This window comes from Streptomyces sp. NPDC096105, from assembly GCF_044763335.1.
Classification (GTDB): domain Bacteria; phylum Actinomycetota; class Actinomycetes; order Streptomycetales; family Streptomycetaceae; genus Streptomyces.
In genome coordinates this window covers 294,208-318,654 of sequence record NZ_JBIWGC010000004.1, presented here as the reverse complement: position 1 = coordinate 318,654, position 24,447 = coordinate 294,208, and the positions used below count along the sequence as shown (strand labels likewise).

The 24,447-nt window shown below is 73.3% G+C and carries 24 protein-coding genes, 1 tRNA gene and 1 pseudogene; 11 read left to right on the top strand and 15 right to left on the bottom strand.

Going from position 1 to position 24,447, the window contains the following annotated elements; translation table 11 throughout:
• Positions 1-75: 75 nt before the first annotated feature.
• The 4 genes from ACIQ8B_RS09360 to ACIQ8B_RS09345 form a co-directional block, all read right to left on the bottom strand.
• The gene (locus ACIQ8B_RS09360; RefSeq protein WP_167743360.1) at positions 76-252 is read right to left on the bottom strand and encodes a hypothetical protein; all 177 of its coding nucleotides are present in this window, start codon (positions 250-252) and stop codon (positions 76-78) included.
• Positions 253-328: 76 nt separating this feature from the next.
• On the bottom strand, positions 329-1,213 hold the full coding sequence (locus ACIQ8B_RS09355) for an SDR family oxidoreductase (RefSeq protein ID WP_106413810.1): 885 nt from the start codon (positions 1,211-1,213) through the stop codon (positions 329-331).
• Positions 1,210-2,148: an alpha/beta fold hydrolase gene (locus ACIQ8B_RS09350; protein ID WP_403546319.1), complete on the bottom strand. Its 939-nt coding sequence runs from the start codon at positions 2,146-2,148 to the stop codon at positions 1,210-1,212. The genes ACIQ8B_RS09355 and ACIQ8B_RS09350 overlap by 4 nt, the downstream gene beginning before the upstream one ends.
• Entirely contained in the window at positions 2,145-3,662 is a 1,518-nt protein-coding gene (locus tag ACIQ8B_RS09345; protein WP_403546318.1) for a flavin-containing monooxygenase, read from the bottom strand. The genes ACIQ8B_RS09350 and ACIQ8B_RS09345 overlap by 4 nt, the downstream gene beginning before the upstream one ends.
• 177 nt (positions 3,663-3,839) lie before the next feature.
• Here ACIQ8B_RS09345 and ACIQ8B_RS09340 point away from each other — a divergent pair, with 177 nt between their 5' ends.
• Positions 3,840-4,460 (top strand): MerR family transcriptional regulator, encoded by a 621-nt coding sequence (locus tag ACIQ8B_RS09340; RefSeq protein ID WP_106416372.1) that lies wholly within the window; start codon positions 3,840-3,842, stop codon positions 4,458-4,460.
• A gap of 204 nt (positions 4,461-4,664) precedes the next feature.
• Here the strand turns inward: ACIQ8B_RS09340 and ACIQ8B_RS09335 are convergent.
• Positions 4,665-4,988, bottom strand: a pseudogene (locus ACIQ8B_RS09335) (cupin domain-containing protein); the annotation flags it as partial.
• On the bottom strand, positions 4,949-5,749 hold the full coding sequence (locus ACIQ8B_RS09330) for an exodeoxyribonuclease III (RefSeq protein ID WP_403546317.1): 801 nt from the start codon (positions 5,747-5,749) through the stop codon (positions 4,949-4,951). The gene ACIQ8B_RS09330 and the pseudogene ACIQ8B_RS09335, both read right to left, overlap by 40 nt.
• A gap of 51 nt (positions 5,750-5,800) precedes the next feature.
• Here ACIQ8B_RS09330 and ACIQ8B_RS09325 point away from each other — a divergent pair, with 51 nt between their 5' ends.
• Positions 5,801-6,277 carry a GNAT family N-acetyltransferase gene (locus ACIQ8B_RS09325; protein WP_290001193.1) on the top strand — a complete coding sequence of 159 codons (477 nt, stop codon included), beginning with the start codon at positions 5,801-5,803 and terminating at the stop codon, positions 6,275-6,277.
• Positions 6,278-6,523: 246 nt separating this feature from the next.
• Here ACIQ8B_RS09325 and ACIQ8B_RS09320 read toward each other — a convergent pair.
• The 7 genes from ACIQ8B_RS09320 to galU form a co-directional block, all read right to left on the bottom strand.
• A tRNA-Ala gene (locus tag ACIQ8B_RS09320) sits at positions 6,524-6,597 on the bottom strand.
• Positions 6,598-6,657: 60 nt separating this feature from the next.
• On the bottom strand, positions 6,658-7,899 hold the full coding sequence (gene glpR, locus ACIQ8B_RS09315; RefSeq protein ID WP_403546316.1) for a gephyrin-like molybdotransferase receptor GlpR: 1,242 nt from the start codon (positions 7,897-7,899) through the stop codon (positions 6,658-6,660).
• Positions 7,900-8,072: 173 nt separating this feature from the next.
• A complete protein-coding gene (locus tag ACIQ8B_RS09310) occupies positions 8,073-8,735 on the bottom strand; it encodes a GNAT family N-acetyltransferase (protein WP_403546315.1) in 663 nt (220 codons plus the stop codon).
• A 17-nt stretch (positions 8,736-8,752) separates the two neighbouring features.
• Positions 8,753-9,274 (bottom strand): molybdenum cofactor biosynthesis protein B, encoded by a 522-nt coding sequence (locus ACIQ8B_RS09305; protein ID WP_403546314.1) that lies wholly within the window; start codon positions 9,272-9,274, stop codon positions 8,753-8,755.
• Complete coding sequence (gene moaC / locus ACIQ8B_RS09300; RefSeq protein WP_290001203.1) at positions 9,271-9,786, bottom strand: cyclic pyranopterin monophosphate synthase MoaC; 516 nt, start codon at positions 9,784-9,786, stop codon at positions 9,271-9,273. Before moaC ends, ACIQ8B_RS09305 begins: the two co-directional genes overlap by 4 nt.
• Before the next feature lie 86 nt (positions 9,787-9,872).
• The gene (glp, locus tag ACIQ8B_RS09295; protein ID WP_403546313.1) at positions 9,873-11,195 is read right to left on the bottom strand and encodes a gephyrin-like molybdotransferase Glp; all 1,323 of its coding nucleotides are present in this window, start codon (positions 11,193-11,195) and stop codon (positions 9,873-9,875) included.
• Positions 11,192-12,103 (bottom strand): UTP--glucose-1-phosphate uridylyltransferase GalU, encoded by a 912-nt coding sequence (gene galU / locus ACIQ8B_RS09290; RefSeq protein ID WP_403546312.1) that lies wholly within the window; start codon positions 12,101-12,103, stop codon positions 11,192-11,194. Before galU ends, glp begins: the two co-directional genes overlap by 4 nt.
• A gap of 167 nt (positions 12,104-12,270) precedes the next feature.
• On the opposite strand from galU, the gene ACIQ8B_RS09285 reads away from it, so the two are divergent.
• On the top strand, positions 12,271-12,843 hold the full coding sequence (locus ACIQ8B_RS09285; protein ID WP_403546311.1) for a 5-formyltetrahydrofolate cyclo-ligase: 573 nt from the start codon (positions 12,271-12,273) through the stop codon (positions 12,841-12,843).
• A gap of 66 nt (positions 12,844-12,909) precedes the next feature.
• Here ACIQ8B_RS09285 and ACIQ8B_RS09280 read toward each other — a convergent pair whose 3' ends face one another.
• Positions 12,910-15,792: a penicillin acylase family protein gene (locus ACIQ8B_RS09280; RefSeq protein WP_403546310.1), complete on the bottom strand. Its 2,883-nt coding sequence runs from the start codon at positions 15,790-15,792 to the stop codon at positions 12,910-12,912.
• Between the two features lie 275 nt (positions 15,793-16,067).
• On the opposite strand from ACIQ8B_RS09280, the gene ACIQ8B_RS09275 reads away from it, so the two are divergent.
• The 6 genes from ACIQ8B_RS09275 (at position 16,068) to mscL (ending at position 22,108) form a co-directional block, all read left to right on the top strand.
• Complete coding sequence (locus ACIQ8B_RS09275; RefSeq protein ID WP_290001212.1) at positions 16,068-17,609, top strand: potassium/proton antiporter; 1,542 nt, start codon at positions 16,068-16,070, stop codon at positions 17,607-17,609.
• A gap of 223 nt (positions 17,610-17,832) precedes the next feature.
• Positions 17,833-19,125 (top strand): MFS transporter, encoded by a 1,293-nt coding sequence (locus ACIQ8B_RS09270; RefSeq protein ID WP_403546309.1) that lies wholly within the window; start codon positions 17,833-17,835, stop codon positions 19,123-19,125.
• A gap of 67 nt (positions 19,126-19,192) precedes the next feature.
• Positions 19,193-19,504, top strand: a complete 312-nt coding sequence (locus ACIQ8B_RS09265; RefSeq protein WP_106413793.1) for an FmdB family zinc ribbon protein — start codon at positions 19,193-19,195, stop codon at positions 19,502-19,504.
• A 214-nt stretch (positions 19,505-19,718) separates the two neighbouring features.
• The gene (locus ACIQ8B_RS09260) at positions 19,719-20,552 is read left to right on the top strand and encodes an S-methyl-5'-thioadenosine phosphorylase (RefSeq protein WP_403546397.1); all 834 of its coding nucleotides are present in this window, start codon (positions 19,719-19,721) and stop codon (positions 20,550-20,552) included.
• Between the two features lie 305 nt (positions 20,553-20,857).
• Positions 20,858-21,457 carry a hypothetical protein gene (locus tag ACIQ8B_RS09255; RefSeq protein ID WP_403546308.1) on the top strand — a complete coding sequence of 200 codons (600 nt, stop codon included), beginning with the start codon at positions 20,858-20,860 and terminating at the stop codon, positions 21,455-21,457.
• Between the two features lie 138 nt (positions 21,458-21,595).
• Positions 21,596-22,108: a large conductance mechanosensitive channel protein MscL gene (gene mscL / locus ACIQ8B_RS09250; protein WP_290001224.1), complete on the top strand. Its 513-nt coding sequence runs from the start codon at positions 21,596-21,598 to the stop codon at positions 22,106-22,108.
• 75 nt (positions 22,109-22,183) lie between these two features.
• Here mscL and ACIQ8B_RS09245 read toward each other — a convergent pair whose 3' ends face one another.
• Positions 22,184-22,360 (bottom strand): hypothetical protein, encoded by a 177-nt coding sequence (locus ACIQ8B_RS09245; RefSeq protein ID WP_290001229.1) that lies wholly within the window; start codon positions 22,358-22,360, stop codon positions 22,184-22,186.
• Positions 22,361-22,402: 42 nt separating this feature from the next.
• Here ACIQ8B_RS09245 and ACIQ8B_RS09240 point away from each other — a divergent pair, with 42 nt between their 5' ends.
• Both ACIQ8B_RS09240 and ACIQ8B_RS09235 read left to right on the top strand, forming a co-directional pair.
• The gene (locus ACIQ8B_RS09240; protein ID WP_403546307.1) at positions 22,403-23,431 is read left to right on the top strand and encodes a P1 family peptidase; all 1,029 of its coding nucleotides are present in this window, start codon (positions 22,403-22,405) and stop codon (positions 23,429-23,431) included.
• A 266-nt stretch (positions 23,432-23,697) separates the two neighbouring features.
• Positions 23,698-24,444, top strand: a complete 747-nt coding sequence (locus tag ACIQ8B_RS09235) for a DUF6227 family protein (protein ID WP_403546306.1) — start codon at positions 23,698-23,700, stop codon at positions 24,442-24,444.
• Positions 24,445-24,447 lie beyond the last annotated feature (3 nt).

The following is a 24,447-nucleotide window of genomic DNA, read 5'->3' as shown; positions in this document are numbered from 1 at the left end:
GGACGGGAGGAAGGGGTGCCCCCTTCGCCAGGGGCACCCCTTCCTACGGCACGTCACTGTCCGGGTGCGCGAGCGTCAGACCTCGCGGTCCTGGTCGAAACGCTCCTCGGACTCGCGGCGGCGCTGCGGGTCCGTCTCGTCGTCCCGACGGCGGCCGCGGTTCTGCAGCTGCTCCTTGCCCTGCTGGGCGCGCTGCTTGGCCTGCTGCTGGAACTGCCCGGCCTTCTCCTGCATCTGGTCCTTCATACCCATGTGGGTTCACTCCCGTGGTGGGGTGGGGGAACTTGCCCGACCAGATTCACACGGGCGGTCACCCCGCGCATGTCGATCAGTCACGGACCGTAGCGCGATGCTGTTCGTCGGCGTTGCCGCCCGCTCCGACCAGCCCGATGCGCAGACCGTCGAGCCGGCCCGCGAACCGCTTCATCTCCCGTTGCCCCACGGTGCCTATGAGGGCGGGCAGGCAGCCGCGGATGCTCTGCATGCCGCGCAGCCAGCCCTGTCCGTAGACGTGTCCGGCACGCCGCTCGACACCGGCGACCAGCCGGTCCACGGCGGGCCCCAGCGGGTAGGTCTTGTTGGCCGGCCACGGCAGCCGCTGCCTCAACTCCCGCATGACGTCGTCCTGGTCGGCACCGCGCACCATGTCGGTGTCCGTCCACGACAGGTAGCCGACGCCCACCTTCACGCCCTGGTGCCCGACTTCGGCGCGCAGCGCGTGCGCGTACGCCTCCACACCGGACTTGGAGGCGCAGTAGGCCGTCATCATCGGCGCCGGGGTGATCGCGGCGAGGGACGCGATCTGCAGCAGGTAGCCGCGGGTCTCGGTGAGCAGCGGCAGGAACGCCCGCGCGGTGACGGCGGACCCGACGAGGTTGACCTCGATCACCCGCCGCCAGGCGTCCGGGTCGGACTCGGTGAACGGACCGCCCGTCGCCACACCGGCGTTGGCGACCACGATGTCCACCCGGCCGAACCGCTCCCGCACCTCCCCGGCGACCCGCGCCATCGCCTCGTGGTCGGTGACGTCCGCGTACCAGTGGTCGCTGTCGCTGTGCAGCCGGGCGGAGACGTCCTTCAGCGCGTCCGGCTCCAGACCGACCAGCGCCACCTTCACACCACGCGCGGAGAGTTTGCGGGCCAGCAGTTCCCCGACCCCGCGCGCCGCCCCGGTGACGACGGCGACCTTGCCTTCGAGACTGACCCTGCTCATGCGCTCTCCTCGACGGGTACGGCGGGCTGTTGGGCACTCACGTGGGCGGCGACGAGGTCCCGGATCCGCGTGGTGACCAGGTCGGGCGCCTCGACGGGCGTCATGTGGCCGACGCCGGGCAGTTCGGTGACGCCGCGGCAGTCGGGCAGCGCGGCGGCGAGCGCGCGGGCGTGCACGGGCGGGGTGAGCCGGTCGGCGGTGCCGACGACGATCTCCGCCGGCACCCTCACCTCACGCACGGCGTCGTCGAGATCGAGGCCGGCGAGCACGTGCGACCAGGCGTGGCGCACGGTGCGCGGGCAGGCGTGCACGACGCGGGCGCAGGCCTCCACCATGTCCGGCGCCGAAGCGGGGCCCATGGTGCCGTACTTGAGGATGCGCCGGGCGAGCGGCGTGACCGGGCCCAGCGGGGCGCGGGTGCCGAGGACGCGCGCGGTCATCCAGGTCCGCGACCGGCCCGGCCGCAGCGGCAGCACGGTCGACTCGGCGACCAGCCGCCCGCTGCCGGTGCTGCACAGCAGGACGGCGGCGGCGTGCTCGCGGAACGCGGGCCGGCCGGCGGCGGCCATCACCGTCATGCCGCCCATGGAGTGCCCGGCGACCACGGCCCGTTCGCCGGGGGCGAGGGTGGCGGTGAGCACGGCCTCGAGGTCGTCGGCGAGCGCCTCCGTGCTGCACGTGGGGCTCGCCGGGGTGCGTCCGTGACCGCGCTGGTCGTAGGCGATCACCCGGTGGTCCGCGGCGAGTTCGCGGATCTGCGCGGCCCAGAACGCGGTCGAGCAGGTCCAGCCGTGCGCGAGGACGACGGCGGGCGCGCCCTCGGGGCCGTGCACCTCGACGTGGAGCGGGGCGCCGTCGGCGGAGACGGCGGTCAGCTCGCGCACCGGGGCGGGCGGTGCGTAACGCCCGGTGGTGACGGGGGCGGGGCGGCTCATGCGGCCGCCTCCGCGCTCTCCGTGCCGGCCTCCGGCCGCTCGGCGGGGGCGCGCAGCACGGTGTACTCGGCGAGGTCGACGCGGCGGGTGGCGCGCCGGAACTCGGCGGTGGTGCCGGGCCAGATGGTGGTGTTGCGGCCGCTGGCGTCGAGGTACCAGCTGGTGCAGCCGCCGGTGTTCCACACCGTGCGCTTCATCCGCTCCTGCACCCGGTGGTTCCAGGCGCGCACCGCGCCGGGGCGGGCGTCGAGGGCGACCCGGCCCCCGAGGACGTCGAGCTGACGCAGGTAGTCGGCCATGTAGGTCAGCTGGGACTCGATCATCAGGATCATCGAGGAGTTCCCGAGGCCGGTGTTGGGGCCGATGATCGTCATCCAGTTGGGGAAACCGGCCGCGGAGGCGCCGCGCAGCGCCTGCATGCCGCCCGCCCAGGACTCGGCGAGGGTCCTGCCCCCGGGACCGACGACCCGCTCGGCGATCGGCATGTCGGTGACGTGGAAGCCGGTGCCGAACACGATCGCGTCGACCTCGGCCTCGGTGCCGTCGGCGGCCACCAGGGTGGAGCCGCGCACCTCGCTCAGCCCGCTCGCGACGACGTCCACGTTGGGCTGCGCGAGCGCCGGGTAGTACGTGCTGGACAGCAGGATCCGCTTGCAGCCGATGCGGTAGTCCGGGGTGAGCTTGGCGCGCAGCGCCGGGTCCTTGACGGCCCGCGCCATGTTCCGCTTGGCGAGCTGCTCGACGAAGCCGAGCTCGCCCGGGTGCTTGGTGAACGCCTGGACCTGCAGCTCCCGGAGGCCCCAGAGCACCCCGCGGCGCAGCTTGGCGGTGAAGGGCAGCGCCCGGTGCACGGCGCGCTCGGCGGCGCCGATGGGCCGGTCCATGCGGGGCAGGACCCAGGCGGGGGTGCGCTGGAACAGGGTGAGCCGGTCCACCTGCGGCTGGATCGACGGGACGATCTGGATCGCGGAGGCGCCGGTGCCGATCACGGCGACGCGCTTGCCGCGCAGGTCGTAGTCGTGGTCCCAGCGGGCGGAGTGGAACACCTTGCCGGGGAAGGCGTCGAGGCCGGGGACGTCCGGCAGCCTGGGCTCGGACAGCGGCCCGGTGGCGGAGACGACGACGTCCGCGCTCCAGTTCCCGCCGGTGGTCTCGATGTCCCAGCGCAGCCGCTCGGCGTCCCACGTCATCCGCTTCACCTCCGCGTGGAAGCGGAGGTGCGGGCGCAGCCCGAAGACGTCGGTGACGTGCTCCAGGTAGGCGCGGATGTGCTCCTGGCCGGAGAAGGAGCGCGGCCAGTCGGGGTTGGGCGCGAAGGAGAAGGAGTACAGGTGCGACGGCACGTCGCAGGCGCACCCGGGGTAACTGTTGTCGCGCCAGGTGCCGCCGACGCTGCCGGCCCGTTCCAGGACGACGAAGTCGGTGATCCCCTCGCGGCGCAGCCGTACGGCGGCCCCGAGTCCGCCGAAACCCGACCCGATCACCGCGACCCGTACATGCTCGTGCTCGGCCATCCCAAAGCCTCCGCGCATCGCTCCGAACCATGCCAGTGAACACTGGCGCAATGAGGAGCGTAGAGCAGTGCCGTACTCATGGGTAGGGGGTGCGCGAGGAAAGTTACCGCCGGTACGACCTAGGGTTCAGGTGTGGCAGACGACACCGAGGAACCCACGCGGCGGCGCGAGTACCGCATGGAGGAGCTGGCGCGGCTCGCCGGCATCACCGTGCGCACGCTCCGCTTCTACCGCGAGCGGAAACTGATCCCGCCACCGCGCCGCGAGGGCCGCATCGCCTGGTACGACGACCACCACCTGGCCCGGCTGCGCACCATCACCGCGCTGCTGGAGCGCGGCCACACGCTGAACGGCATAGCGGAGCTGGCCGAGGCCTTCGACAACGGGCGCGACGTCGGCGACCTGCTCGGCGTGGAGGTCCCCACCGAGGAGACCCCGGTCCGCCTGACCCCCGAGGAGCTGGCCGACCACTTCGCGGGCGAGGTCACCCCCGAGAACCTGGCCGCCGCCCTGGACCTCGGCTACCTCGGCGTCGACGGCGAGGAGATCGTCCACATCAGCCGCCGCCTGCTGGAGGTGTCGTCCGCGCTGGTCCGCGAGGGCATCCCGCTCGGCGAGGTGCTCCGCGCCGGCGCGGAGGTCCGCACCCACGCCGACGCGCTGGCCGACCTCTTCGCCGGCCTGATCCTCCGCCACGCCCCGGAGGAGGCCCTCCACCGCCTGCGCCCGCTGGCCCGCAGCGTGGTGGACGCGGAGCTGTCGCTGGCGCTGGACCGGAGGCTGCGCACACGGGACTGAGCCGCGCCGGAGGCCGGGGGCCTTCCCGGCGGCCGGTCGGACCCCGGCCGCCTCCGCCTGCCAGAGGGGGCCGGCGCAGCAGTGGTCGTCGTACCGCTCGGAACCGGCCCTGATGTCCTCGACGGTGGCCTCGCCCCGGTGGACGCGCTCCAGCAGACGGTAGGAGTCGAAGCGGTCCGTGCCGGGGGTGAAGGCGACCAGCACGTCGGCCTCCTCGTCCCGGTCCGGGGCGAAGGCGTGCGGCAGCCGCGGCGGCACCGTCACGAAGCCGCCCGCCCCCAGGGTGACGATCCGGTCGCCCAGCAGCACGCGCAGACTGCCGCCGAGCACGAGGAACATCTCGGCCGCCCTGGTGGGGATGTGCGTCCTGCCTCCCCCGCCGGACGGGAGGTGACGGCCACGGCCGCCCGGGCGCCCCGGGGCGGCCGCACGCTCGGCGGGGCCGCGCGCGGGCCCGCGTACCCGGCGGCTCGTCGCCCGTGGGCCGCCTACGCGTACACCACCGTCACCGGCGCGTGGTCCGACCAGCGTTCGGCGTGCGTGGCCGCCCGCTCCACGTACGCCTTCACCGCGCGGTCCGCGAGGCCCGGGGTCGTCATCTGGTAGTCGATGCGCCAGCCCGTGTCGTTGTCGAAGGCCCGCCCTCTGTACGACCACCACGAGTACGGCCCGTCGACGTCCGGGTGCAGGGCCCGCACCACGTCGACGTAGCCGCCGTCGGCCGGGTCGAGGACGCGGGAGAGCCACTCCCGCTCCTCGGGCAGGAAGCCGGAGTTCTTGGTGTTGCCGCGCCAGTTCCTCAGGTCGGCCTTCTCGTGCGCGATGTTCCAGTCGCCGCAGACCACGACCTCACGGCCGTCGGCGGCGGCCTTCTCCCGCAGCTCCTTGACGTACGCCAGGAACTCGTCCATGAAGCGCACCTTCTCGTCCTGCCGCTCCGTGCCGACCTCGCCGGACGGCAGGTACAGGGAGGCGACGGTCACACCGGGCAGATCCGCCTCCACGTACCGCCCGCTGCCGTCGAACTCCGCCGAGCCGAACCCGACCCGGACCCGCTCGGGCTCGCGCCGGGTGTACAGGGAGACGCCCGCGCGCCCCTTGGCGGCGGCCGGCGCGTGCACGACGTGCCAGCCCTCGGGCTCCCGCACCGTCTCCGGCAACTGCGCCGCCTCGGCCCGCACCTCCTGGAGGCACAGCACATCGGCGGAGGTCCCGGCGAGCCACTCCACGAAGCCCTTCCTCGCGGCGGCGCGGAGTCCATTGACGTTGACAGAGGTCACAGTGAGCACCAGGGCACGATACGACACGCGCAGGTCCGGGCATGTTTTACGGTGTTCGTCATGGAAATCCGCCGGGTCCCCTACGACCACCCCGACGCTGTGAAACTGGACGCAGAGGTCCAGGCCGAGTACGCCGTCCGCTACGGCGACGGCGGCGACGAAACCCCCATGGACCCCGCGGACTTCCGGCCCCCCAACGGCACCTACCTGGTCGCCTACGACGAGCTCGGCGTCCCGGTCGCCTCCGGCGGCTGGCGCGTCCAGGACGCCAACGGCGAGGGCAACCGCGACGGCGACGCGGAGCTGAAGCGCATGTACGTCGTCGAGCAGATGCGCGGCCGCGGCCTCGCCCGCCGCATCCTCGCCGCCCTGGAGGAGGACGCCCGCGCCGCCGGCCGCGTCCGCATGGTCCTGGAGACCGGCACCAAGCAGCCGGAGGCCATCGCCCTCTACACCTCCAGCGGCTACGAGCCCTGCGAAAAGTTCGGCTACTACCGCTTCCACGAGTCCAGCCGCTGCTACGCCAAGAAGCTGTAGCCGCCTGATCCGGCACGCCTGCCCGGGCAGGTGTGCCGGCGGCACGCCTTGTCGGCGATCCGCCGGCGCCTGGCCGGTCCGTCCGCGGCCGGGCGGCCGGGGAAGAGGGAGCGGCACTCGTCCGGGGACCAGGAGACGAACGTCTCGTCCCGCCCCCTCCCACGCGGGCGGCGGGCGGGAATGTGTTCGCTGTCGCGGAACAAGCCGAAGCCCCGGCCGGGTGAACCCGGCCGGGGCTTCGTTGCGTGGACCTGAGGGGATTTGAACCCCTGGCCCCCTCGATGCGAACGAGGTGCGCTACCGGACTGCGCCACAGGCCCTTGCAACGAGTGAAACTTTAGCATCCCGATCGGGGTGCTCAAAAATCCGTTGTCCGGGGGCTACTCGTTCGCGGCCTTGGGGCGGTCGCCGTCCTCGTACTGGTCGAAGAGCGGGGTGCGTCCGCGCTCGCGGGAGCGGCGGGCGGAGGCGGCGCGGCGGGCGTCGCTGCGGCCGTCACCGGCGTCCTGGTCGTCGGCCGCCGGCGGCCGCGGCTCCTCGGCCGCCGCCTGCGTCCCGTCCGCCGGTACGGCGCTGGAGCGGGCGGAGCTCCAGGTGTCCGGGGCGCCGAGATCGACGTCGCCGGAGGCGCGCGGAGCGACCGGGGCCGTCACGTACGTGGGCAGCGGGACGGGGACCGGGTCCCAGCTGTCGCCGCCCTGGCCGGGCCGCCGGCTGCGCTCGCGCTGCTGGTCGACCCATTCGGCGTGGTCGGTCTGCTCGACCAGCGCGCGCCGGTCCGCGGCGAGCGCGGACAGGCCGGGGTCGGTGTCGGCGCCCGCTTCCGGGCCCTCCGGTTCGTCCGGGTCGGCCTCGTCGACGACGGGACGGCGGCGGGGCCGCCGCTCGCGCAGCCGCTGCGCGGCGGCCTCGGCCTGGCGGCGGTCCATCTGGTAGGCGAACCGGCGGCGTTCCTGGGAGCGCAGGTAGGCGATGTAGGCGCTGAGCAGCACGGCGGGCACGCCGGGCGCCCACAGGAACGCCAGCCCGCCGACGGCGGCGACGACCGCGCCGACCGTGAAGGCGAGGAACAGCATCGTGGTGGTGCGGCGGCGGCGCGCGAGTACCTGCGAACGCCGGGCGCGTTCGGCGGCGGCCTGCGCGGTGCGGTCCCGGCGGGCGGCGTCCGGGGCGCGGCGCGCGGCGGGGACGCGGTCCTGCGCGGCCGGCCCCCGTGCGGCGGCCGTCTCGGCGGGATGCGGTCCGGCGGTGTGCGGTTCGCCGCGCTCCTGCGGGGCCCGCCCGCCGTGGCCGGGTTCCGGCCGTTCCCCGGGCGGGGCCGGCACGGGCACCTGGGTCTGCGGACGGGTCTGGGACACGGCGAAGGCCCGGACGTCCACCGAGTCGGTGACCGCGTCCGGGTCGTGGACGCTCCGCTCCCCCTCGTCGGCGGAGCGCGCCCGCAGGTCCTTGGCGTACCGGCGCTCCATCCCCGCCCGTCCGGACAGCAGTCGGATGGCGGTGCTGAAGCGTTCCGTCGGACGTGCCTCGTTCAGCTCGTCCTGCCTACGGAGCCACATCGGCACCAAGTAGGCGGCCCAGGCCCCGACGATGACTGCGTAGATGAGGCCGCTGCTGCTCACGTCTCACACCGTAGAGGGGTCGGCACGGGGCCATAGGCCAATTGAGCCGGTGTGTCGCACGATCTGGCTGATATTTCGAAATTTTCTTGTGATGGATGCGGTCAGACAGGGGCCGGAACGCGGTAATTGCCGGCTCGCAGTCGGCCTCCCCGCGCCACAATTCGAACGTATATTCAATTACCGGGGCCGCGCGGGATTCCCCGGTCGCGCCGTTCGTGTCCGGGCAGCTCATCGCGGGACCGTTCCTGCGCGCGGGTACGGCGCCAGCGGGCGAGCAGGCCGTCGGGGACTTCTTCCGCGGTGAGCGCGAACACGAGATGGTCGCGCCACGCGCCGTCGATGTGGAGATAGCGCGGACGCATCCCTTCCGCGCGGAATCCGAGTTTCTCCACGACCCGGCGGCTCGGCCCGTTCTCGGGGCGAATGCACACCTCGACGCGGTGCAGTCCGACGGTGCGGAAACAGTGGTCGACGGTCATCGCCACGGACGTCGGCACCACGCCCCGTCCGGCCACGGCCTCGTCCACCCAGTAGCCGATGTGCCCGGAGCACATCGAGCCCCAGGTGATCCCGGCGACCGTCAACTGCCCGACGAGGCGGCCCCGGTACTCGATGACGAACGGCAGCATGCGGCCCGCGTTCGCCTCGGAGCGCAGGTGGCGCACCATCTGCCGGTAGGTGGGGCGGTGGGTGACCGGGCCGCTGGGCGTGGGCGGCGGGATGGTCGCCTCCCAGGGGCGCAGCCAGTCGCGGTTGCGGCGGTTCACCTCGCGCCAGGCCTTCTGGTCACGCAGCTTTATCGGGCGGAGGACGATGTCGCCGTCCACCAGTTCCACCGGCCAGTACGGGGTGTTCAGCGCGCACCTCCGTCACCGGTGTCCGGGCGGGGGTGGTCCCCGCCGCGCAGCTGGTCCACGGCGTGCCTCAGCAGCGGCTCCAGGACGGCGAGGCCGTCCTTCACCCCGCCGCTGGAGCCGGGGAGGTTGACGATCAGCGTGCCGCCCGCGACTCCCGCGAGTCCCCGGGAGAGGGCGGCGGTGGGCACCTTGTCCCGGCCGTACGCGCGGATGGCCTCCGCGATGCCGGGGATCTCGCGGTCGATCACCCGGCGGGTGGCCTCGGGGGTGCGGTCGGTGGGCGAGACGCCGGTGCCGCCGGTGGTGACGACGACGTCGTATCCGGCGTCGACGGCCGCGCGCAGGGCGGCCTCCACGGGGTCGCCGTCGGGGACCACCCGCGGGCCGTCGACGGCGAAGCCGAACCGCTCCAGGCCCGCGGCGGTCAAGGGACCGCCCGTGTCCGCGTAGACGCCGGCGGCGGCCCGGTTGGACGCCGTGACCACCAGAGCCCGGTACGGGGCCGCGGCGGCCGTCATGACCGGCTCCAGTCGCCCGACCTGCCGCCCGTCTTCTCCTCCACCCGCACGTCCGTGATGACCGCCTCCTTGTCGACCGCCTTGACCATGTCGATCACGGTGAGCGCGGCCACGGACACCGCGGTGAGGGCCTCCATCTCGACGCCCGTGCGGTCCGTCGTCCGCACGGTCGCCGCGATCTCCACGGCGTCGTCCGCGACCGACAGGTCCAGTTTCACACCGGAGAGCGCCAGGGGGTGACACAGCGGGATCAGGTCGGGGGTGCGTTTGGCGCCCATGATGCCCGCGATGCGCGCGGTGGCGAGCGCGTCGCCCTTGGGCACGCCCTCGCCGCGCAGCAGCTCGACCACGCGGGGCGCGACGAGCACGCGGCCGGTGGCCCGCGCGGTGCGCGCGGTGACGTCCTTGCCGGACACGTCGACCATGCGGGCGGCGCCCGCCTCGTCGATGTGGGTCAGACGGGACTGGTCGTCGAAGGTGCCGGGGGTGTCCCCCCGGGAAGGCACGGTCATGATCGTGTGGCGCTCCCGGTCGTGGCCCGTCGGGGTGCGGGGCACGGGCCTGCTGTGCGCGACACGGTACCGCCAACCGGCCGTGCTCAGCCGAGCAGGACCGCTTCGACCTCGGTGCCCGGCGCCACGTCCTCGACGTCCTCGGGGACCACGATGAGCGCGTTCGCCCGCGCGAGGGCGGCGACCAGGTGCGAGCCGGCCCCGCCGACGGGCGTGACCGTGCCGTCGGCGTACCGGCCGCGCAGGAACTGGCGGCGGCCCTTCGGCGAGGTCAGCGCCTTCTCGGCGGTCAGCTCGGCGCGGACCCGCGGCCGGTGGACGTCCTCGAGGCCCATCAGGGTGCGGATGGCGGGGCGGACGAACAGCTCGAAGGAGACGTAGGCGGAGACCGGGTTGCCGGGCAGGGCGAGCAGCGGGGTGTGGTCGGGGCCGATGGAGCCGAAGCCCTGGGGTTTGCCCGGCTGCATGGCGAGGCGGCGGAACTCCACGCCACTGCCGGGCTCGTCCTCGTCACCCGCGTGCGAGAGCGCCTCCTTGACGACGTCGTACGCCCCGACGCTGACGCCGCCGGAGGTGACCATGAGGTCGGCGCGGACGAGCTGGTCCTCGATGGTGTCGCGGAGGGTCTCGGCGTCGTCGGCGACGGCGCCCACGCGGTAGGCGATGGCGCCGGCGTCCCGGGCGGCGGCGGTCAGGGCGAAGCTGTTGGAGTCGTAGATCCGGCCGGGGCGCAGTTCCTCGTCGGGCTGGACGAGTTCGCTGCCGGTGGAGAGGACCACCACGCGCGGGCGGGGGCGCACCCGGACCGTGCCGCGGCCGACGGCGGCGAGCAGGGAGATCTGCGGCGGGCCGAGGACGGTGCCGGCCTCCAGGACGCGGTCGCCGGCCCGGACGTCGCCGCCCTGGGCGCGGACGTGCGCGCGGGCGGGCGCGGGGCGGTGCACGCCGACCTGTCCGGTGGCGCCGTCGGGGGCGAGGCCGCGGGCGCGCATCCCGGCGGCGGGGCCCTGTCCGAGTCCGCCGTCGGTCCACTCGACGGGGACGACGGTCTCGGCGCCGGGCGGCAGCGGGGCGCCGGTCATGATGCGGGCGGCCTGACCGGGGCCGACGTGGACGGGATCGGCCGCGCCGGCCGCGACGTCGCCGACGACCTCCAGGGACGCCGGGTACCGCTCGCTCGCGCCCGCGACGTCGGCGACCCGCACCGCGTAGCCGTCCATCGAACTGTTGTCGAAGGGGGGCAGGGAGACCGGGGCCGTGATGTCATCGACGAGGACGCAGCCCTGTGCGTCGAGGAGGTTCAGCTCGATGGGTTCGAGCGGGCGGACGGTCGCGAGGATGTCGTCCAGGTGCTCGTCCACCGACCAGAGGCGGTCCGGTTCTGCGGTGCGGGGCGCGGCGCTGCTCAACGTTGCTGCATCTCCTCGGTGACGAATCGGTGGAGCCAGGTCCGGAAGTCCGTTCCCAGGTCCTCACGTTCGCACGCGAGCCGGACAATGGCACGCAGGTAGTCGCCGCGGTCGCCGGTGTCATAGCGGCGGCCCTTGAAGACGACGCCGTGCACCGGGCCGCCGAGGGTGGCGTCCGCGGCGAGCTGCTGGAGGGCGTCGGTCAGCTGGATCTCGCCGCCGCGGCCGGGCTCGGTCTTGCTCAGCACGTCGAAGACGGCCGGGTCGAGGACGTAGCGGCCGATGATGGCGTAGTGGGAGGGCGCCTCCTCGCGGGAGGGCTTCTCGACCAGGCCGCTGAGCCGGACGACGTCGTCGTCCGCGGTGGCCTCGACGGCGGCGGAGCCGTAGAGGTGGATCTGTTCGGGGGCCACCTGCATCAGCGCGACGACGCTGCCGCCGTGCTGCTGCTGGACCTCGATCATGCGCTGGAGGAGCGGGTCGCGCGGGTCGATGAGGTCGTCGCCGAGGAGGACGGCGAAGGGCTCGTCGCCGACGTGCGGGGCGGCGCACAGCACGGCGTGGCCGAGGCCCTTGGGGTCGCCCTGGCGGACGTAGTGCATGGTGGCGAGGTCGCTGGACTCCTGGACCTTGGCGAGGCGCTCGCCGTCGCCCTTCTTCTCGAGCGCGGACTCGAGTTCGTAGTTGCGGTCGAAGTGGTCCTCGAGGGGGCGCTTGTTGCGGCCCGTCACCATGAGGACGTCGTCCAGGCCGGCGGCGACGGCCTCTTCGACCACATACTGGATCGCCGGCTTGTCGACCACCGGCAGCATCTCCTTGGGCGTGGCCTTCGTGGCCGGCAGGAACCGGGTGCCGAGGCCGGCGGCGGGGATGACAGCCTTGCTGATCCGCGGGTGTGACTGAGACATGGCCGACACCCTAGCCGGTGTCTTTGCCCTGAATCTGTCACTCCGCTCAAGGATTGCCCATATGAGCATATGAAGACATTACGGGAATCGTCTTGAGACAGAACCAGGGTCAGCCCGAACCTGACAAGCGCACACGACGGCGTCATGTCCTCCAGGTGAGATACGGGTTGACGGCCGATGACGTTCACGGACACGCCGACGCCCTGGCCCGCCGGGCGCTCGCGCTGCCCGAGCTGGCCGAGGCGCGCACGGTGGCCGCGTACGTCTCCGTGGGAAGCGAACCGGGCACCCTCGCCCTGCTGGACGCGCTGCGCGCGCGGGGCGTGCGCGTCCTGCTGCCCGCCTTGCTGCCGGACAACGACCTGGCGTGGGGCGTGTACCGGGGGCCGGGCTCCCTGAGGCCGGCGCGTCACGGCGGCGGGCGGATGACCCTGCTGGAGCCGGCCGGGGAGCGCCTGGGGCCCGACGCCGTGACGGAGGCGGACGCCGTGCTGCTGCCGGGTCTGTCGGTGGACGCCCGCGGCATGCGGCTGGGCCGCGGCGGCGGCTCCTACGACCGTGTCCTCGCCCGCCTCGACCGCGCCGGCGCCCGTCCGGCGCTGGTGGTGCTGCTGTACGACTGGGAGGTCGTCGAGCGGGTTCCCGAGGAGCCGCACGACCGGCCGGTGCACGCGGTGGTGACACCGTCCGGGGTGCGGCGGTTCGGCCGTCCCGCGCCGCACCCGCCGGAAAGCTCCTGAAGACGCGGACCGGCCCCCACGCGCGCGTGGGGGCCGGTCGTCACGTCCGCGGTGCGCGGCGGCGGGTCAGGGCTCGAGCACCAGGGTGTCGGTGGTGGAGTCCTCGACCGCCTTCTCCGAGTAGGCCCACTCCAGCAGTTCGCCCGCGGCCCACTTGTCCGTCTGGTCGATGTAGTGGGCGTTGTAGGCGTGGCCGGAGGCGCCGGTGAGGTTGATCCAGCGGGACTTGTCGAGGTCGTCGAGGTTGACCACCATCCGCATGGACGGCACCCACACCACGCCGTAGCCGCCGGCGGCGTTCCAGCCGGTGGCGTTGACGGTGGCCTCGCCGCCGCCGAGCTTCCACGGGCCGCGGTTGAGCACGTACTTCACGAAGCCGGGGCCCTCGGTGCCGAGCGTCTGGTTGTCCAGGAACAGGCGGTGCAGCCGGCCCCAGCTCCAGGTGTCGATGTCCTTGCCGAGCTTGGCGGTCAGCTCCCACCGGGCGTCGATCATGGCCCGCTCGAACAGCTGGTCGCGGTTCTCCGCGGCGGGCCGGGTGCCGCGCTTCGGCGTGGTCCACCACTCGCTGTCCTCGTCGGCCATCAGCCGGCGGACCACCTCGAACCAGCGGTCGCCGCCGTCCGGCTGCGCCTGGTCCGCGGCACGCTGGCCGCATTCGCGGACCTTGCGCGCCTCGTCGGCCGGGCCGGTGGTGTCGACCGGGTCGACCCACAGGCACTGGCCCTTCACCCGCAGCTCCTTGGGCAGCTTGTGGCCGAAGGAGAGCTTGAGGATGTTGCGCCAGACGGAGTTGAAGTACGCGGCGGCGGCCGAGTCGGCGTCCTGGGTGTAGTCCCAGCCCTCCAGCAGCTTCTGCGCCTCGCGCACGTGCTCGTCGTCGATGTCGATCTTGAGCAGTTCGGGGACCAGCAGCTTGGCGATGGCGCTGGAGTTGTCCAGCTGCATCTGCCGCATGTCGTCGGTGGAGATTTTCCCGCCGTCCTTGATCTTCGACTGGATCAGGTCGTCGATCCGCTGGCTGCGGGCGCCGTACCCCCAGTCCGTGGTCAGCGTGTACGGGTAGTCCTCACCGACGACGGCCTGGTTGGCGGTGACGATGTAGCCGCGCTCCGGGTCGTACTCGTAGGGCAGTTCGTCCTGCTCGATCCAGCCGGTCCACTCGTAGTCGGGGTCCCAGCCGGGGGCGGGCACCGAACCGTCGTGGTCCTCCGCCCGGACCGGGATCCTCCCGGGCAGGGTGTAGCCGATGTGGCCCTCGGTGTCCGCGTAGACGAGGTTCTGCGAGGGCACCTCGAACAGCTCGGCGGCCTCGCGGAAGTCGTCCCAGTCCTTGGCGCGGTTGATCGCGAAGACGGCGTCCATCGTGCGGCCGGGGTCCAGGGCGGTCCAGCGCAGCGACACGGCGTAGCCGTCGCCCCGGTCGGGGGCCGCGCGGTCGACGGTGGCCTTCTTGCCGGTCTTCACCAGCTCGTCGGAACGGTCCGACAGCAGCGGGCCGTTCCCGGTCTCACGGACGACGATCTTCCGCGAGGCGCCGCCGGCGACCTTGATGGTCTCCTCGCGCGTCTCGAACGGCACCACCTTGTCGCCGTACTGGTAGCCGTCGCCGGTGATCTTCTCCAGGTACAGGTCGGTGACGTCGACGCCGGAGTTGGTCAGGCCCCAGGCGATGTCCTGGTTGTGGCCGATTATCACGCCGGGCATGCCCGCGAAGGTGTAACCGGTGACGTCGTAGCGGCACTTGTCGGAGACGCTGCGGCAGTGCAGGCCCATCTGGTACCAGACGGACGGCAGCGAGGCCGACAGGTGCGGGTCGTTGGCGAGCAGCGGCTTGCCGGAGACGGTGTGCTCGCCGGAGACGACCCAGGAGTTGGAGCCGATGCCGTCGCCGTTGACGCCGACGGCGACGGGCAGGTCCTCCAGCACCCGCTGCAGTCCGGTGAGCTGGCTCTCGAAGCCCGGACCGCCGGTCTCCGCGCCGTTGCCGATCTCCGCGCCGGTGCCGTCGCCCGTACCCGCGCCGTCCCCGGCACCGAACCCGCCGCCCGTACCCGTGCCGTCCCCGGCACCGAACCCGTCGCCCGTACCCGTGCCGTCCCCGGCACCGAACCCGTCGCCCGTACCCGTGCCGTCCCCGGCACCGTCGCCCGAGCCGCCCTCGGCCTCGAAGGTGCCGCTGTTCTCGTCGTAGCCGCCCTCCTGGATGACCGGCTTGTTCCGGCTGTAGGGGTACGACGGGTACAGGTCGGCGATCTGCTTCGGGCCGAGACGGCTGGTCAGCAGCGCCCGGTCGATCTCGTCCTGCATGTTGCCGCGCAGGTCCCAGGCCATCGCCTTCAGCCAGGCCACGGAGTCGACCGGCGTCCACTCGCCCGGGGCGTAGCCGTTCTCGAAGTCCAGCGCCGCGTACTCCAGGGAGATCTCCTTGGCCTCCTTGCCCTCCAGGTAGGCGTTGACGCCCTTGGCGTACGCCTGGAGGTACTTCTTGGTGGCGGGGGCGAGCTCCTCCTCGTACTCCTGCTTCGCGATCCGGTCCCAGCCGAGGGTGCGCAGGAACGCGTCGTTGTCGACCTGGCCCGCGCCGAACATCTCCGACAGCCGGCCCGACGTCATGTGCCGGCGCACGTCCATCTCGTAGAACCGGTCCTGCGCCTGGACGTAGCCCTGCGCCATGAACAGGTCCTCGTCGGAGGAGGCGTAGATCTGCGGGATGCCGTTGCCGTCGCGTTTGACGTCGACGGGACCGGACAGTCCCTTGAGGGTGAGGGTCCCCGTGGTCTGCGGGAAGGAGGCGCGCACGGTGCTGACGGACCAGTACGCCCCGTAGGCGACGCCTCCGATGAGGGCCAGCACCAGGACGAGCACGACCAGACGGGCTTTACGCCCCTTCTTCCTGCCGGACGTGCCGGCCTGCTGACCCGTGGAGGCGGTGGTGTCGGTGGGCATCGCTGTCCTTGCTGTCCTAACGCGAGCGGCAGGTCGAGGCTGTGCTTTTAACTGAGCGCTGGAGCAACGATAGGCGCAGGGCCCCGCGCCCCTTGACGCGGAGTGGGGAACCAGCCCGGACGGGCGTTCGATCTTGCCGTTCTCCGCGTCAAGAACGCGTCAAGAGTTAGGTAAGGTAACGAAGTAGTTCGCCGTGACATCGATGCGCCGTGGCACCGAAGCGGTCCGCCCGGAAGCGGGCGCGTCGCCCGCGACGGACACGCGCTCCCTCACGGGTGCGTCCGGACCGGGAAGGAACGCCGCTGACTGTCCACCACCTCAACCAGCTCCTGCTCGTCTGTTCGCTCGTCCTGCTCGTCGCGGTCGCGGCGGTCCGGATCTCCTCGCGCAGCGGACTGCCCAGCCTGCTCGTGTACCTGGGCATCGGCATCGCCATCGGCCAGGACGGCATCGGCGACATCCAGTTCGACAACGCCGAGCTGACCCAGGTCATCGGCTACGCGGCCCTGGTCGTGATCCTCGCCGAGGGCGGACTGGGCACGAAGTGGACCGAGATCAGGCCCGTCCTGCCCGCCGCGTCCGCGCTGGCGCTGGCCGGCGTCGCGGTGAGCGTCGGCGTGACGGCCACGGCGGCGCACCTGCTGACCGGGCTGGACTGGCGGCAGTCGCTGATCATCGGCGCGGTGGTGTCCTCGACGGACGCGGCGGCCGTCTTCTCGGTGCTGCGGAAGGTGCCGCTGCCCGCGCGGGTGCGGGGCACCCTGGAGGCCGAGTCCGGCTTCAACGACGCCCCCGTCGTCATCCTGGTGGTGGCCTTCTCCACGGCCGGCCCGGTCGAGCACTGGTACGTGCTGGTCGGCGAGATCCTCCTGGAGCTGGCCATCGGCGCCGCCATCGGCCTCGCGGCCGGCTGGCTCGGCGCCTGGAGCCTGCGGCGCGTCGCGCTGCCCGCCTCCGGCCTCTACCCGATCGCCGTCATGGCCATCGCGGTCACCGCCTACGCGGCCGGCGCCCTCGCCCACGGCAGCGGGTTCCTCGCCGTCTACCTCGCCTCGATGCTGCTCGGCAACGCCAAGCTGCCGCACTGGCCCGCCACCCGCGGCTTCGCCGAAGGGCTCGGCTGGCTCGCCCAGATCGGCATGTTCGTGCTGCTCGGCCTGCTGGTCACCCCGCACGAACTCACCGACGACATCGTGCCCGCGCTGGTCGTCGGGCTGGTGCTGACCATGGTGGCCCGCCCGCTCGGCGTCGTCGTGTGCCTGACGCCGTTCCGGGTGCCGTGGCAGGAGCAGACCCTGATGTCCTGGGCAGGGCTGCGCGGCGCCGTGCCCATCATCCTGGCGACCATCCCGATGGTGCAGGGCGTCCAGGGCAGCGAGCGGATCTTCAACATCGTCTTCCTGCTGGTCGTCGTCTACACCCTCGTGCAGGGCCCGACCCTGCCCGGTCTCGCCCGGCTGCTGCGGCTCGGCGACTCCGGCGCGGCCGACCTGGGCGTCGAGTCGGCGCCCCTGGAGCGGCTGCGCGGCCACCTGCTGTCGGTCACCGTCCCGGCGGGGTCGCGCATGCACGGCGTCGAGGTCGGCGAACTGCGGCTGCCCACCGGGTCCGCCGTCACCCTCGTCGTGCGGGACGGGACGTCCTTCGTGCCGTCGCCGGAGACGATGCTGCGGCGCGGCGACGAACTCCTCGTCGTCGCCACCGATCCCGTGCGGGACGCGGCGGAGCGCAGGCTGCGCGCGGTCGCCCGGGGCGGCAAGCTCGCCGGCTGGCTGGGTACCGGCCGCAGCACCGAGGGATCGCAGGCCGGACGCTGAGAGAGTGCTCACTTCCGCAGGCGTACGCGCTTCCGCCCCTGTATCATGCAAACGACCCCAGATCGAACCAACTCTGCCTGACGCAGAGCTGGCGCGACCGTATGGCGGCCGGGCGCCCTGAGCTGTGGCGCCGGTATCTACCGCAGTCAGCGCAAGAGGACAGCTCTCGGCGTGCCGCGCGGCCTCGCGCGGGGCGCTACCAGGTGGCGGAAAGGCACGGGCCGTGGCATCCACGGTCACCACGTCGAAGGACTCGGCGGCCACCTCCCGACCGGGATACGGCCGCCTGCTGCGCACCCGCGGCGCGTGGACGTTCCTGCTCCCCGGCTTCGCGGCGCGTCAGCCGTTCGCGATGCTCACCCTCTCCATCGTGCTGCTCGTCCAGCACACCACCGGCTCGTACGGCGCGGCCGGCGCCGTCGCGGCCGTCACCGGCGTCTCCATGGCGCTGTTCGCCCCCTGCACGGGACGGCTCGCCGACCGCCACGGCCAGCGCGCCGTGCTGGTGCCCGGCGTGCTGGTGCACGCGGCGGCCGGACTCGCCCTCACCGCGCTCGCGCTGAACGGCGCACCCCTGTGGGCGCTGTTCGCCGCCGCCGTCCCCACCGGCGCCTCGGTGCCGCAGGTCGGGCCGATGGTGCGCGCCCGCTGGGGCGTCCGCCTCAAGGACTCCCCGCTGATGGCGACCGCCACGGCCTTCGAGTCCGTCACGGACGAGTTCACCTTCGTCGTCGGCCCGCTGCTCGCCACCGCCCTGTGCACGACGGTCGACCCGTCCGCCGGCCTGATCGCCGAGGCCGCGCTCACCCTGGTCGGCGGTCTGCTGTTCGCCGCGCAGAAGGGCACCCAGCCGCCGGTCGCCGCGACCGGCGACGGCCACGCGCGCGTACGGAACGCCTCCGCGCTGCGCGTGCCCGGCGTGCGGGTGCTGATCGTGACCTTCCTCGGCATCGGCTCCGTCTTCGGCGGCATGCAGGTCTCCCTGGCCGCGTTCACCGAGTCCATCGGCGAACCCGGCCTCAACGGCGTCCTCTACGGCGTCTTCGCCGCCGGCAACATGCTCGCGGGCCTCGCCTGCGGCGCGATCGCCTGGAAGGCCGCCCCGCAGCGCCGCCTGATCGTCGCCTACGCCGCCCTCGCGCTCGCCGCGTCCGCCCTGTGGACGGCGGATTCGGCGCTGCTGCTGGGCGCGCTCGGCCTGCTGGTCGGCATGTGCATCGCGCCGGCGCTGATCACCGGCTACACGCTCGTCGAGAGCCTGGTCCCGGCCGGCGCCCGCACCGAGGCGTTCACCTGGCTGACCGGCGCCGTCGCGCTCGGCCAGGCCACCGCCGTCACCGTCGCCGGACAGTTCGAGGACCGGCTGTGGGACGGCGCCGGATTCCTGGTGCCGATGGGCGGCACGCTGCTGGCCCTGGCGACCCTGCTGGCCCTGCGCTCGCGGCTCGCGGGTGCTCCGCGCGGGCGTACCGTCGCACGTGGCATGGATCACCGCGAGTCCGTCGCGGTGGACTAGGCCCTCGGAATGCGTCAGTATGGACCGTCGTTAGCACTCATTGAGTGAGAGTGCCAGGAGGAAGACAGTGCCGACCTACCAGTACCAGTGCACCGAGTGCGGCGAGGGCCTCGAGGCGGTGCAGAAGTTCACCGACGACGCCCTGACCGAGTGCCCCGACTGCCAGGGCCGCCTGAAGAAGGTCTTCTCCGCGGTCGGCATCGTCTTCAAGGGTTCCGGTTTCTACCGCAACGACAGCCGCGGCTCCTCGTCGAGCTCCTCCCCGGCGTCGTCGAAGTCCTCCGGATCCTCGTCGTCGGGCTCCTCGTCGTCGGACTCCGGTTCCGGCTCGTCCTCGTCCGGATCCTCCGGCAGCTCGGCGAGCACCACGGCGGCGTAACCGCCTCCCGCACACCGCGCAGGACCCTGTCGTCGCACGACGCCGGGGTCCTCGGCGTTTCCGGGAGCCGACGACAGGGCTCGCGGCGTTTCCGGGGCGGATGACAGGGCTCGCGGCATTTCCGGGAGCCGACGGCAGGGCTCGCGGCGTCCAGGGAGGCGGCCGACCGGGCCCTGGGCGTTTCCGGTGCCGCTAGGGTCGGGCCATGGCGAACATGGCGAACGCCGACATCGGCGTGATCGGCGGATCCGGCTTCTACTCCTTCCTCGACGACGTGACCGAGGTCCAGGTCGACACCCCCTACGGGGCGCCCAGCGACTCCCTCTTCCTCGGCGAGGTGGCCGGCCGGCGGGTCGCCTTCCTCCCCCGGCACGGACGCGGCCACCACCTGCCCCCGCACCGCATCAACTACCGCGCCAACCTGTGGGCGCTGCGGTCGGCCGGCGTGCGCCAGGTCCTCGGTCCGTGCGCGGTGGGCGGCCTGCGCCCCGAGTACGGCCCGGGCACGCTCCTGGTGCCGGACCAGCTCGTGGACCGCACCAAGTCCCGCGCCACCACCTACTTCGACGGGCTGCCGCTGCCCGACGGCAGCGTGCCGAACGTCGTCCACGTGTCCCTGGCCGACCCCTACTGCCCCACCGGACGGGCGTCCGCGCTGAAGGCGGCCCGCGGCCGGGACTGGGAGGCGGTCGACGGCGGCACCCTGGTCGTCGTCGAGGGCCCCCGCTTCTCCACCCGCGCCGAGTCGCTGTGGCACCAGGCGCAGGGCTGGTCGGTGGTGGGGATGACCGGACACCCCGAGGCGGCGCTCGCCCGTGAGCTGGAGCTCTGCTACACCTCGCTGACCCTGGTCACCGACCTCGACGCCGGCGCCGAGACGGGCGAGGGCGTCTCCCACGACGAGGTGCTGCGGGTGTTCGCGGCCAACGTGGACCGGCTGCGGGGGGTGCTGTTCGACACGGTGGCGGCACTGCCGGCGACGGAGGAACGGGACTGCCTGTGCGCGTCGGCGCTGGGTGGGATGGATCCGGGGGTCGAGCTGCCGTAGGGGGTGGCCGCCGTTTTGGCGGGGTGGGCCGCCGTTTTGGCGGGGTGGGGCACCGTTTTGGCGGGGTGGGGCACCGTCGCGGTGTGGACGGGCGGGCGCAGGACGCCGGTGGGCGGAGGTACCCGTTCGGGTGGCGGGGTTTTCCACAGGCGGGGACGCGTCCACAGCCCCCGGCGGGGTTCCGCCGGGGGCTTCACCGTGGGGTGCGCAAGCCGGTTCGGTCCCTCGTCCCAGGTGGTGGTCCTGTGTCGCTGTCGTCCGCGTCGTCGGTGTCGCCCGCGTCGTCACTGTCGTCCACGTCGTCCATGTCGTCGACTTCGTCCGCGTCCCGTCGTTCTCCGTTCCCCTTCTCCTCCCCCGCCGTTCCGCGTCCGCACGGTGCCGATGTGCCGTCGCCGTGCGAGGTGCCGCACTTCGCCCCGGTGCGGGTGCGCGGTGCACTGCCGCTCGCGGGCCGGCTGGCGCGGCACCGCAGACGTGCCGTGGCGGTCGGGCTCGCGGTGACCGCGGCGGCGCTCGTGGCGGCGGGCCCGAGGGACACCGACCGGTCGCGCGGGCACCCCGAGCCGGCCAGGGCCACGGGGACACCGGTGCCGTCCGGCGGCGACGACCGTCCCGTACGGCAGCGGCGCGCGGGTGCGACGGTCACCGCGCCGGTGCGGATCGCCGACGCGGCCACCGTCCGGCTGCTGCGGCCCGGCGACCGGGTGGACGTGATCGCCGCCGAGGAGACGGCGTCGGGCGGTGAGGCGCGGGTGGTCGCGCGCGGGGCGCGAGTCACGGAGGTGCCGGAGCCGTCGGACGGCGACGGGGGCGCGCTGGTCGTCCTGTCGGTGCCGCGCGGCACGGCGGCCGAGCTGGCCGGCGCGAGCGCCACGGCACGGCTGGCGGTGACGCTGTGGTGACGCGCGCGGCGACGGACGCCGTCCCCGGCCGGCGGTACCGTCCCGCCCTTCGGCACGATTGGACAACTCGCCTCGGTCGTGACGTAAGTTGCGGAGCGCTTTCCTCCGCACCCTGCGCGCAAGAAAAGAGGCCCCGTTGTGAGCGACCAGGAGAAGACCAGCCTCTGGCAGGGCTTCAAGGCCTTCCTGATGCGCGGGAACGTGGTCGATCTGGCGGTGGCGGTCGTCATCGGTGCGGCCTTCACCAACATCGTCAACTCGGTCGTGGAAGGGATCATCAACCCGCTGGTGGGTGCGTTCGGCACCCAGAACCTCGACAGCTACGCGTCCTGTCTGAAGGGCCCCTGCGAGGGCACCGGGGACGCGGCGACCGGGGTGCGGATCCTGTGGGGCTCGGTCCTCGGCGCGACGCTGCAGTTCCTGATCACCGCGGCCGTCGTCTACTTCCTGATGGTGCTGCCCATGGCGAAGTACCTGGCCCGTGTGGAGGCCCGCCGGAAGGCGAAGGAAGGCGCCCGCGAGGTCGTCGAGGTCACCGAGCTGGAGGTCCTCAAGGAGATCCGCGACGCCCTGGTGGCCCAGCGTGCGCAGGGCGAGGGCAAGAGCCTGCGGGCCGACGGCGGGGGCGAGCGGACCGGCGACGGCCGGTAGGACGCCCCGGGGGCGCACGGTCCGGCTTCGCCGTGCCCCGCAGGGCGATCCCGGCCGGGCGGGACCGCTGCCCGGTCAGATGTGGTGGGGCGGCTTCTCGTCGAGGAAGCGCTTCAGATCGCCGGCGCTGTCGCCGGACGGACGCTCGCCCCATCCGCGGTCCGTGTCGTCGGAGGACTGCTGGTCCAGCGGGTCGTCGAAGACCAGCGCGGGCTTCGGCTCGCGCGGCCGGGGCTCGGGGGCGGTACTCATGCCTCCAGGGTACGGCCGGGGCCACGGGGGCATGACTGCCTCATGAAGGCTGACGCTCTGACGGATGTGCCCGGCGTGCGCGTGGGGCACGCGACGCGGACCGGCGACGGATGGCTCACCGGCGCCACTGTGGTGCTCGCCCCGGAGGGCGGTGCGGTCGCCGCGGTGGACGTGCGCGGCGGTGGTCCCGGCACGAAGGAGACGGACGCGCTCGACCCGCGCAACCTGGTGCAGCGGGTGGAGGCGGTCGCGCTGACCGGCGGCAGCGCCTACGGCCTGGACGCGGCGTCCGGGGTGATGGCCTGGCTGGAGGAGCGGGGGCGCGGGGTGCGGGTCGGTCCGGAGCCCACGCACGTGGTGCCGGTGGTGCCGGCCGCCTGCGTCTTCGACCTGGGCCGCGGCGGGGATTTCCGGGCGCGGCCGGACGCCGCCCTGGGCCGCGAGGCGGTCGAGGCCGCAGCGGCCGGCGATGTCGGGGCGCCGGCGCCGCAGGGCTGTGTGGGCGCCGGGACGGGCGCCGTGGTGGGTCAGCTCAAGGGCGGGGTCGGCACGGCGAGCACGGTTCTGTCGTCGGGGGCGACGGTGGCCGCGCTGGTGGTGGCCAACGCGGTGGGGTCGGCGGTGGACTTGGAGACGGGGGTGCTGTACGGGGAGTACTTCGGAGGGCGGCCGCGTCTGCCGGACCCGGAGGTGCACCGGGCCGCGCGGCGACGGCTGGCGGAGGCGGCCGAGCGCAACGCCCCGCCGCCGATGAACACGACGCTGGCGGTGGTCGCCACCGACGCCGAGCTGACCCGCGCGCAGGCGCAGAAGGTGGCCGGCACCGCGCACGACGGCATCGCGCGCGCCGTCCGCCCGGTGCATCTGCTGAACGACGGCGACACCGTCTTCGCCCTGGCCACCGGCACGCACCCGCTGGACGTGAAGGATCCGCTCGCGCTGAACGAGGTTCTCGCGGCGGGTGCGGACCTGGTGACCCGGGCGATCGTCCGCGCGGTACGCGCCGCCGGCCCGGTGGACGGTCCGGGCGGGGCGTGGCCGTCGTACGGGGAGTTGTACGGCGGGGGATGAGGGGGAGGCGGGGAGGGAGGGAGGGAGGGGGCGGGCCCCCCGGCGCGCGCGGACCGGCGCACAACGGGTCGCGCGCCCTCTCCCACGCACCCCAGAAGTACCGTTTGACCAGGAACAATTCACGCCAGGGCAGGCTTCTTCGGGAACTTCTCGCGCGTTTCGCTCGTCGTTCGGGCAGACGTTTTCTCGGTTCCCTGACACGACGTCCGACCGAGGGGCTACGGTATGCACCCACAAGGTGACATGCAGCAACGCCGGGAGAAACCTTGAGCGTTCCGTACGAGACGGCAGCGTGCGAACCACCTGACTCGTCCGACTCACCGGAGGAGCATCTCGCGCGCCTCCTGGGCCGCACCCTGAACTCCTTCGAGCTGCCGGACGAGACGATCCGCCGGCTGGACCGCGCGCTGGCGCACGACAGTTCCCTGCATTCGGCGCACCACAGCGCGGGTCTGCACCGGGAGACGTACCGGCACACCTGGCTGCTGGCGGACGGTTCGGCGCTGACGCTGTGGGAGCTGGTGCACGACACCGCTCCGGGCAGCGAGCCGCAGCACGAGGTGTACGTGGACGAGGAGGAGCTGCGCACGGCGACGGCGCGGCTGCCGTTGCCGCCGGAGACCCCGGACTTCGAACTGCCGGTGACGACGCCCTCGTTCCCGCTGCCCGCGGTGCGGCACGCGTACGTCCCGGACGACTCCCCGGACCACGCCCGCCGCTTACTGCGCCGGGCGGAGAACGCGGACCGTCCGGACGCCGACATGGCGGCGCTGCTGGCGACGGCGTGCGCGCACCGCATCACCCAGGCGTTCGGCCGCCCGCCCCGGGCGGGCCGTGCAGCGCTGTGTTTCTCGCTCTACGAGCACGCGTTCCTGCTGGGTGACGGTGAGGAGGTGTCCTTGTGGGAGGTCGAGCACACGGTGACGCCGGACGGGCGGCACATGTGCGAGGTGTACGCCAGTGAGGACGCCGCGCGGCGGGCGATGGAGCGCCGGGCCGCGCAGGGCCGCTGACGC

Excerpts from the sequence above, each read along its gene's own strand:
- ACIQ8B_RS09355 (WP_106413810.1), bottom strand. The coding sequence starts at position 1,213 with ATGAGCAGGGTCAGTCTCGAAGGCAAGGTCGCCGTCGTCACCGGGGCG.
- moaC (WP_290001203.1), bottom strand. The coding sequence starts at position 9,786 with ATGACCGTGCCTTCCCGGGGGGACACCCCCGGCACCTTCGACGACCAG.
- ACIQ8B_RS09305 (WP_403546314.1), bottom strand. The coding sequence starts at position 9,274 with ATGACGGCCGCCGCGGCCCCGTACCGGGCTCTGGTGGTCACGGCGTCC.
- ACIQ8B_RS09280 (WP_403546310.1), bottom strand. The coding sequence starts at position 15,792 with ATGCCCACCGACACCACCGCCTCCACGGGTCAGCAGGCCGGCACGTCC.
- ACIQ8B_RS09345 (WP_403546318.1), bottom strand. The coding sequence starts at position 3,662 with ATGGCCGAGCACGAGCATGTACGGGTCGCGGTGATCGGGTCGGGTTTC.
- ACIQ8B_RS09260 (WP_403546397.1), top strand. The coding sequence starts at position 19,719 with ATGGCGAACGCCGACATCGGCGTGATCGGCGGATCCGGCTTCTACTCC.
- galU (WP_403546312.1), bottom strand. The coding sequence starts at position 12,103 with ATGTCTCAGTCACACCCGCGGATCAGCAAGGCTGTCATCCCCGCCGCC.
- ACIQ8B_RS09240 (WP_403546307.1), top strand. The coding sequence starts at position 22,403 with ATGAAGGCTGACGCTCTGACGGATGTGCCCGGCGTGCGCGTGGGGCAC.
- ACIQ8B_RS09245 (WP_290001229.1), bottom strand. The coding sequence starts at position 22,360 with ATGAGTACCGCCCCCGAGCCCCGGCCGCGCGAGCCGAAGCCCGCGCTG.
- ACIQ8B_RS09325 (WP_290001193.1), top strand. The coding sequence starts at position 5,801 with ATGGAAATCCGCCGGGTCCCCTACGACCACCCCGACGCTGTGAAACTG.
- ACIQ8B_RS09360 (WP_167743360.1), bottom strand. The coding sequence starts at position 252 with ATGGGTATGAAGGACCAGATGCAGGAGAAGGCCGGGCAGTTCCAGCAG.
- ACIQ8B_RS09255 (WP_403546308.1), top strand. The coding sequence starts at position 20,858 with ATGTCGTCGACTTCGTCCGCGTCCCGTCGTTCTCCGTTCCCCTTCTCC.
- ACIQ8B_RS09350 (WP_403546319.1), bottom strand. The coding sequence starts at position 2,148 with ATGAGCCGCCCCGCCCCCGTCACCACCGGGCGTTACGCACCGCCCGCC.
- ACIQ8B_RS09340 (WP_106416372.1), top strand. The coding sequence starts at position 3,840 with ATGGAGGAGCTGGCGCGGCTCGCCGGCATCACCGTGCGCACGCTCCGC.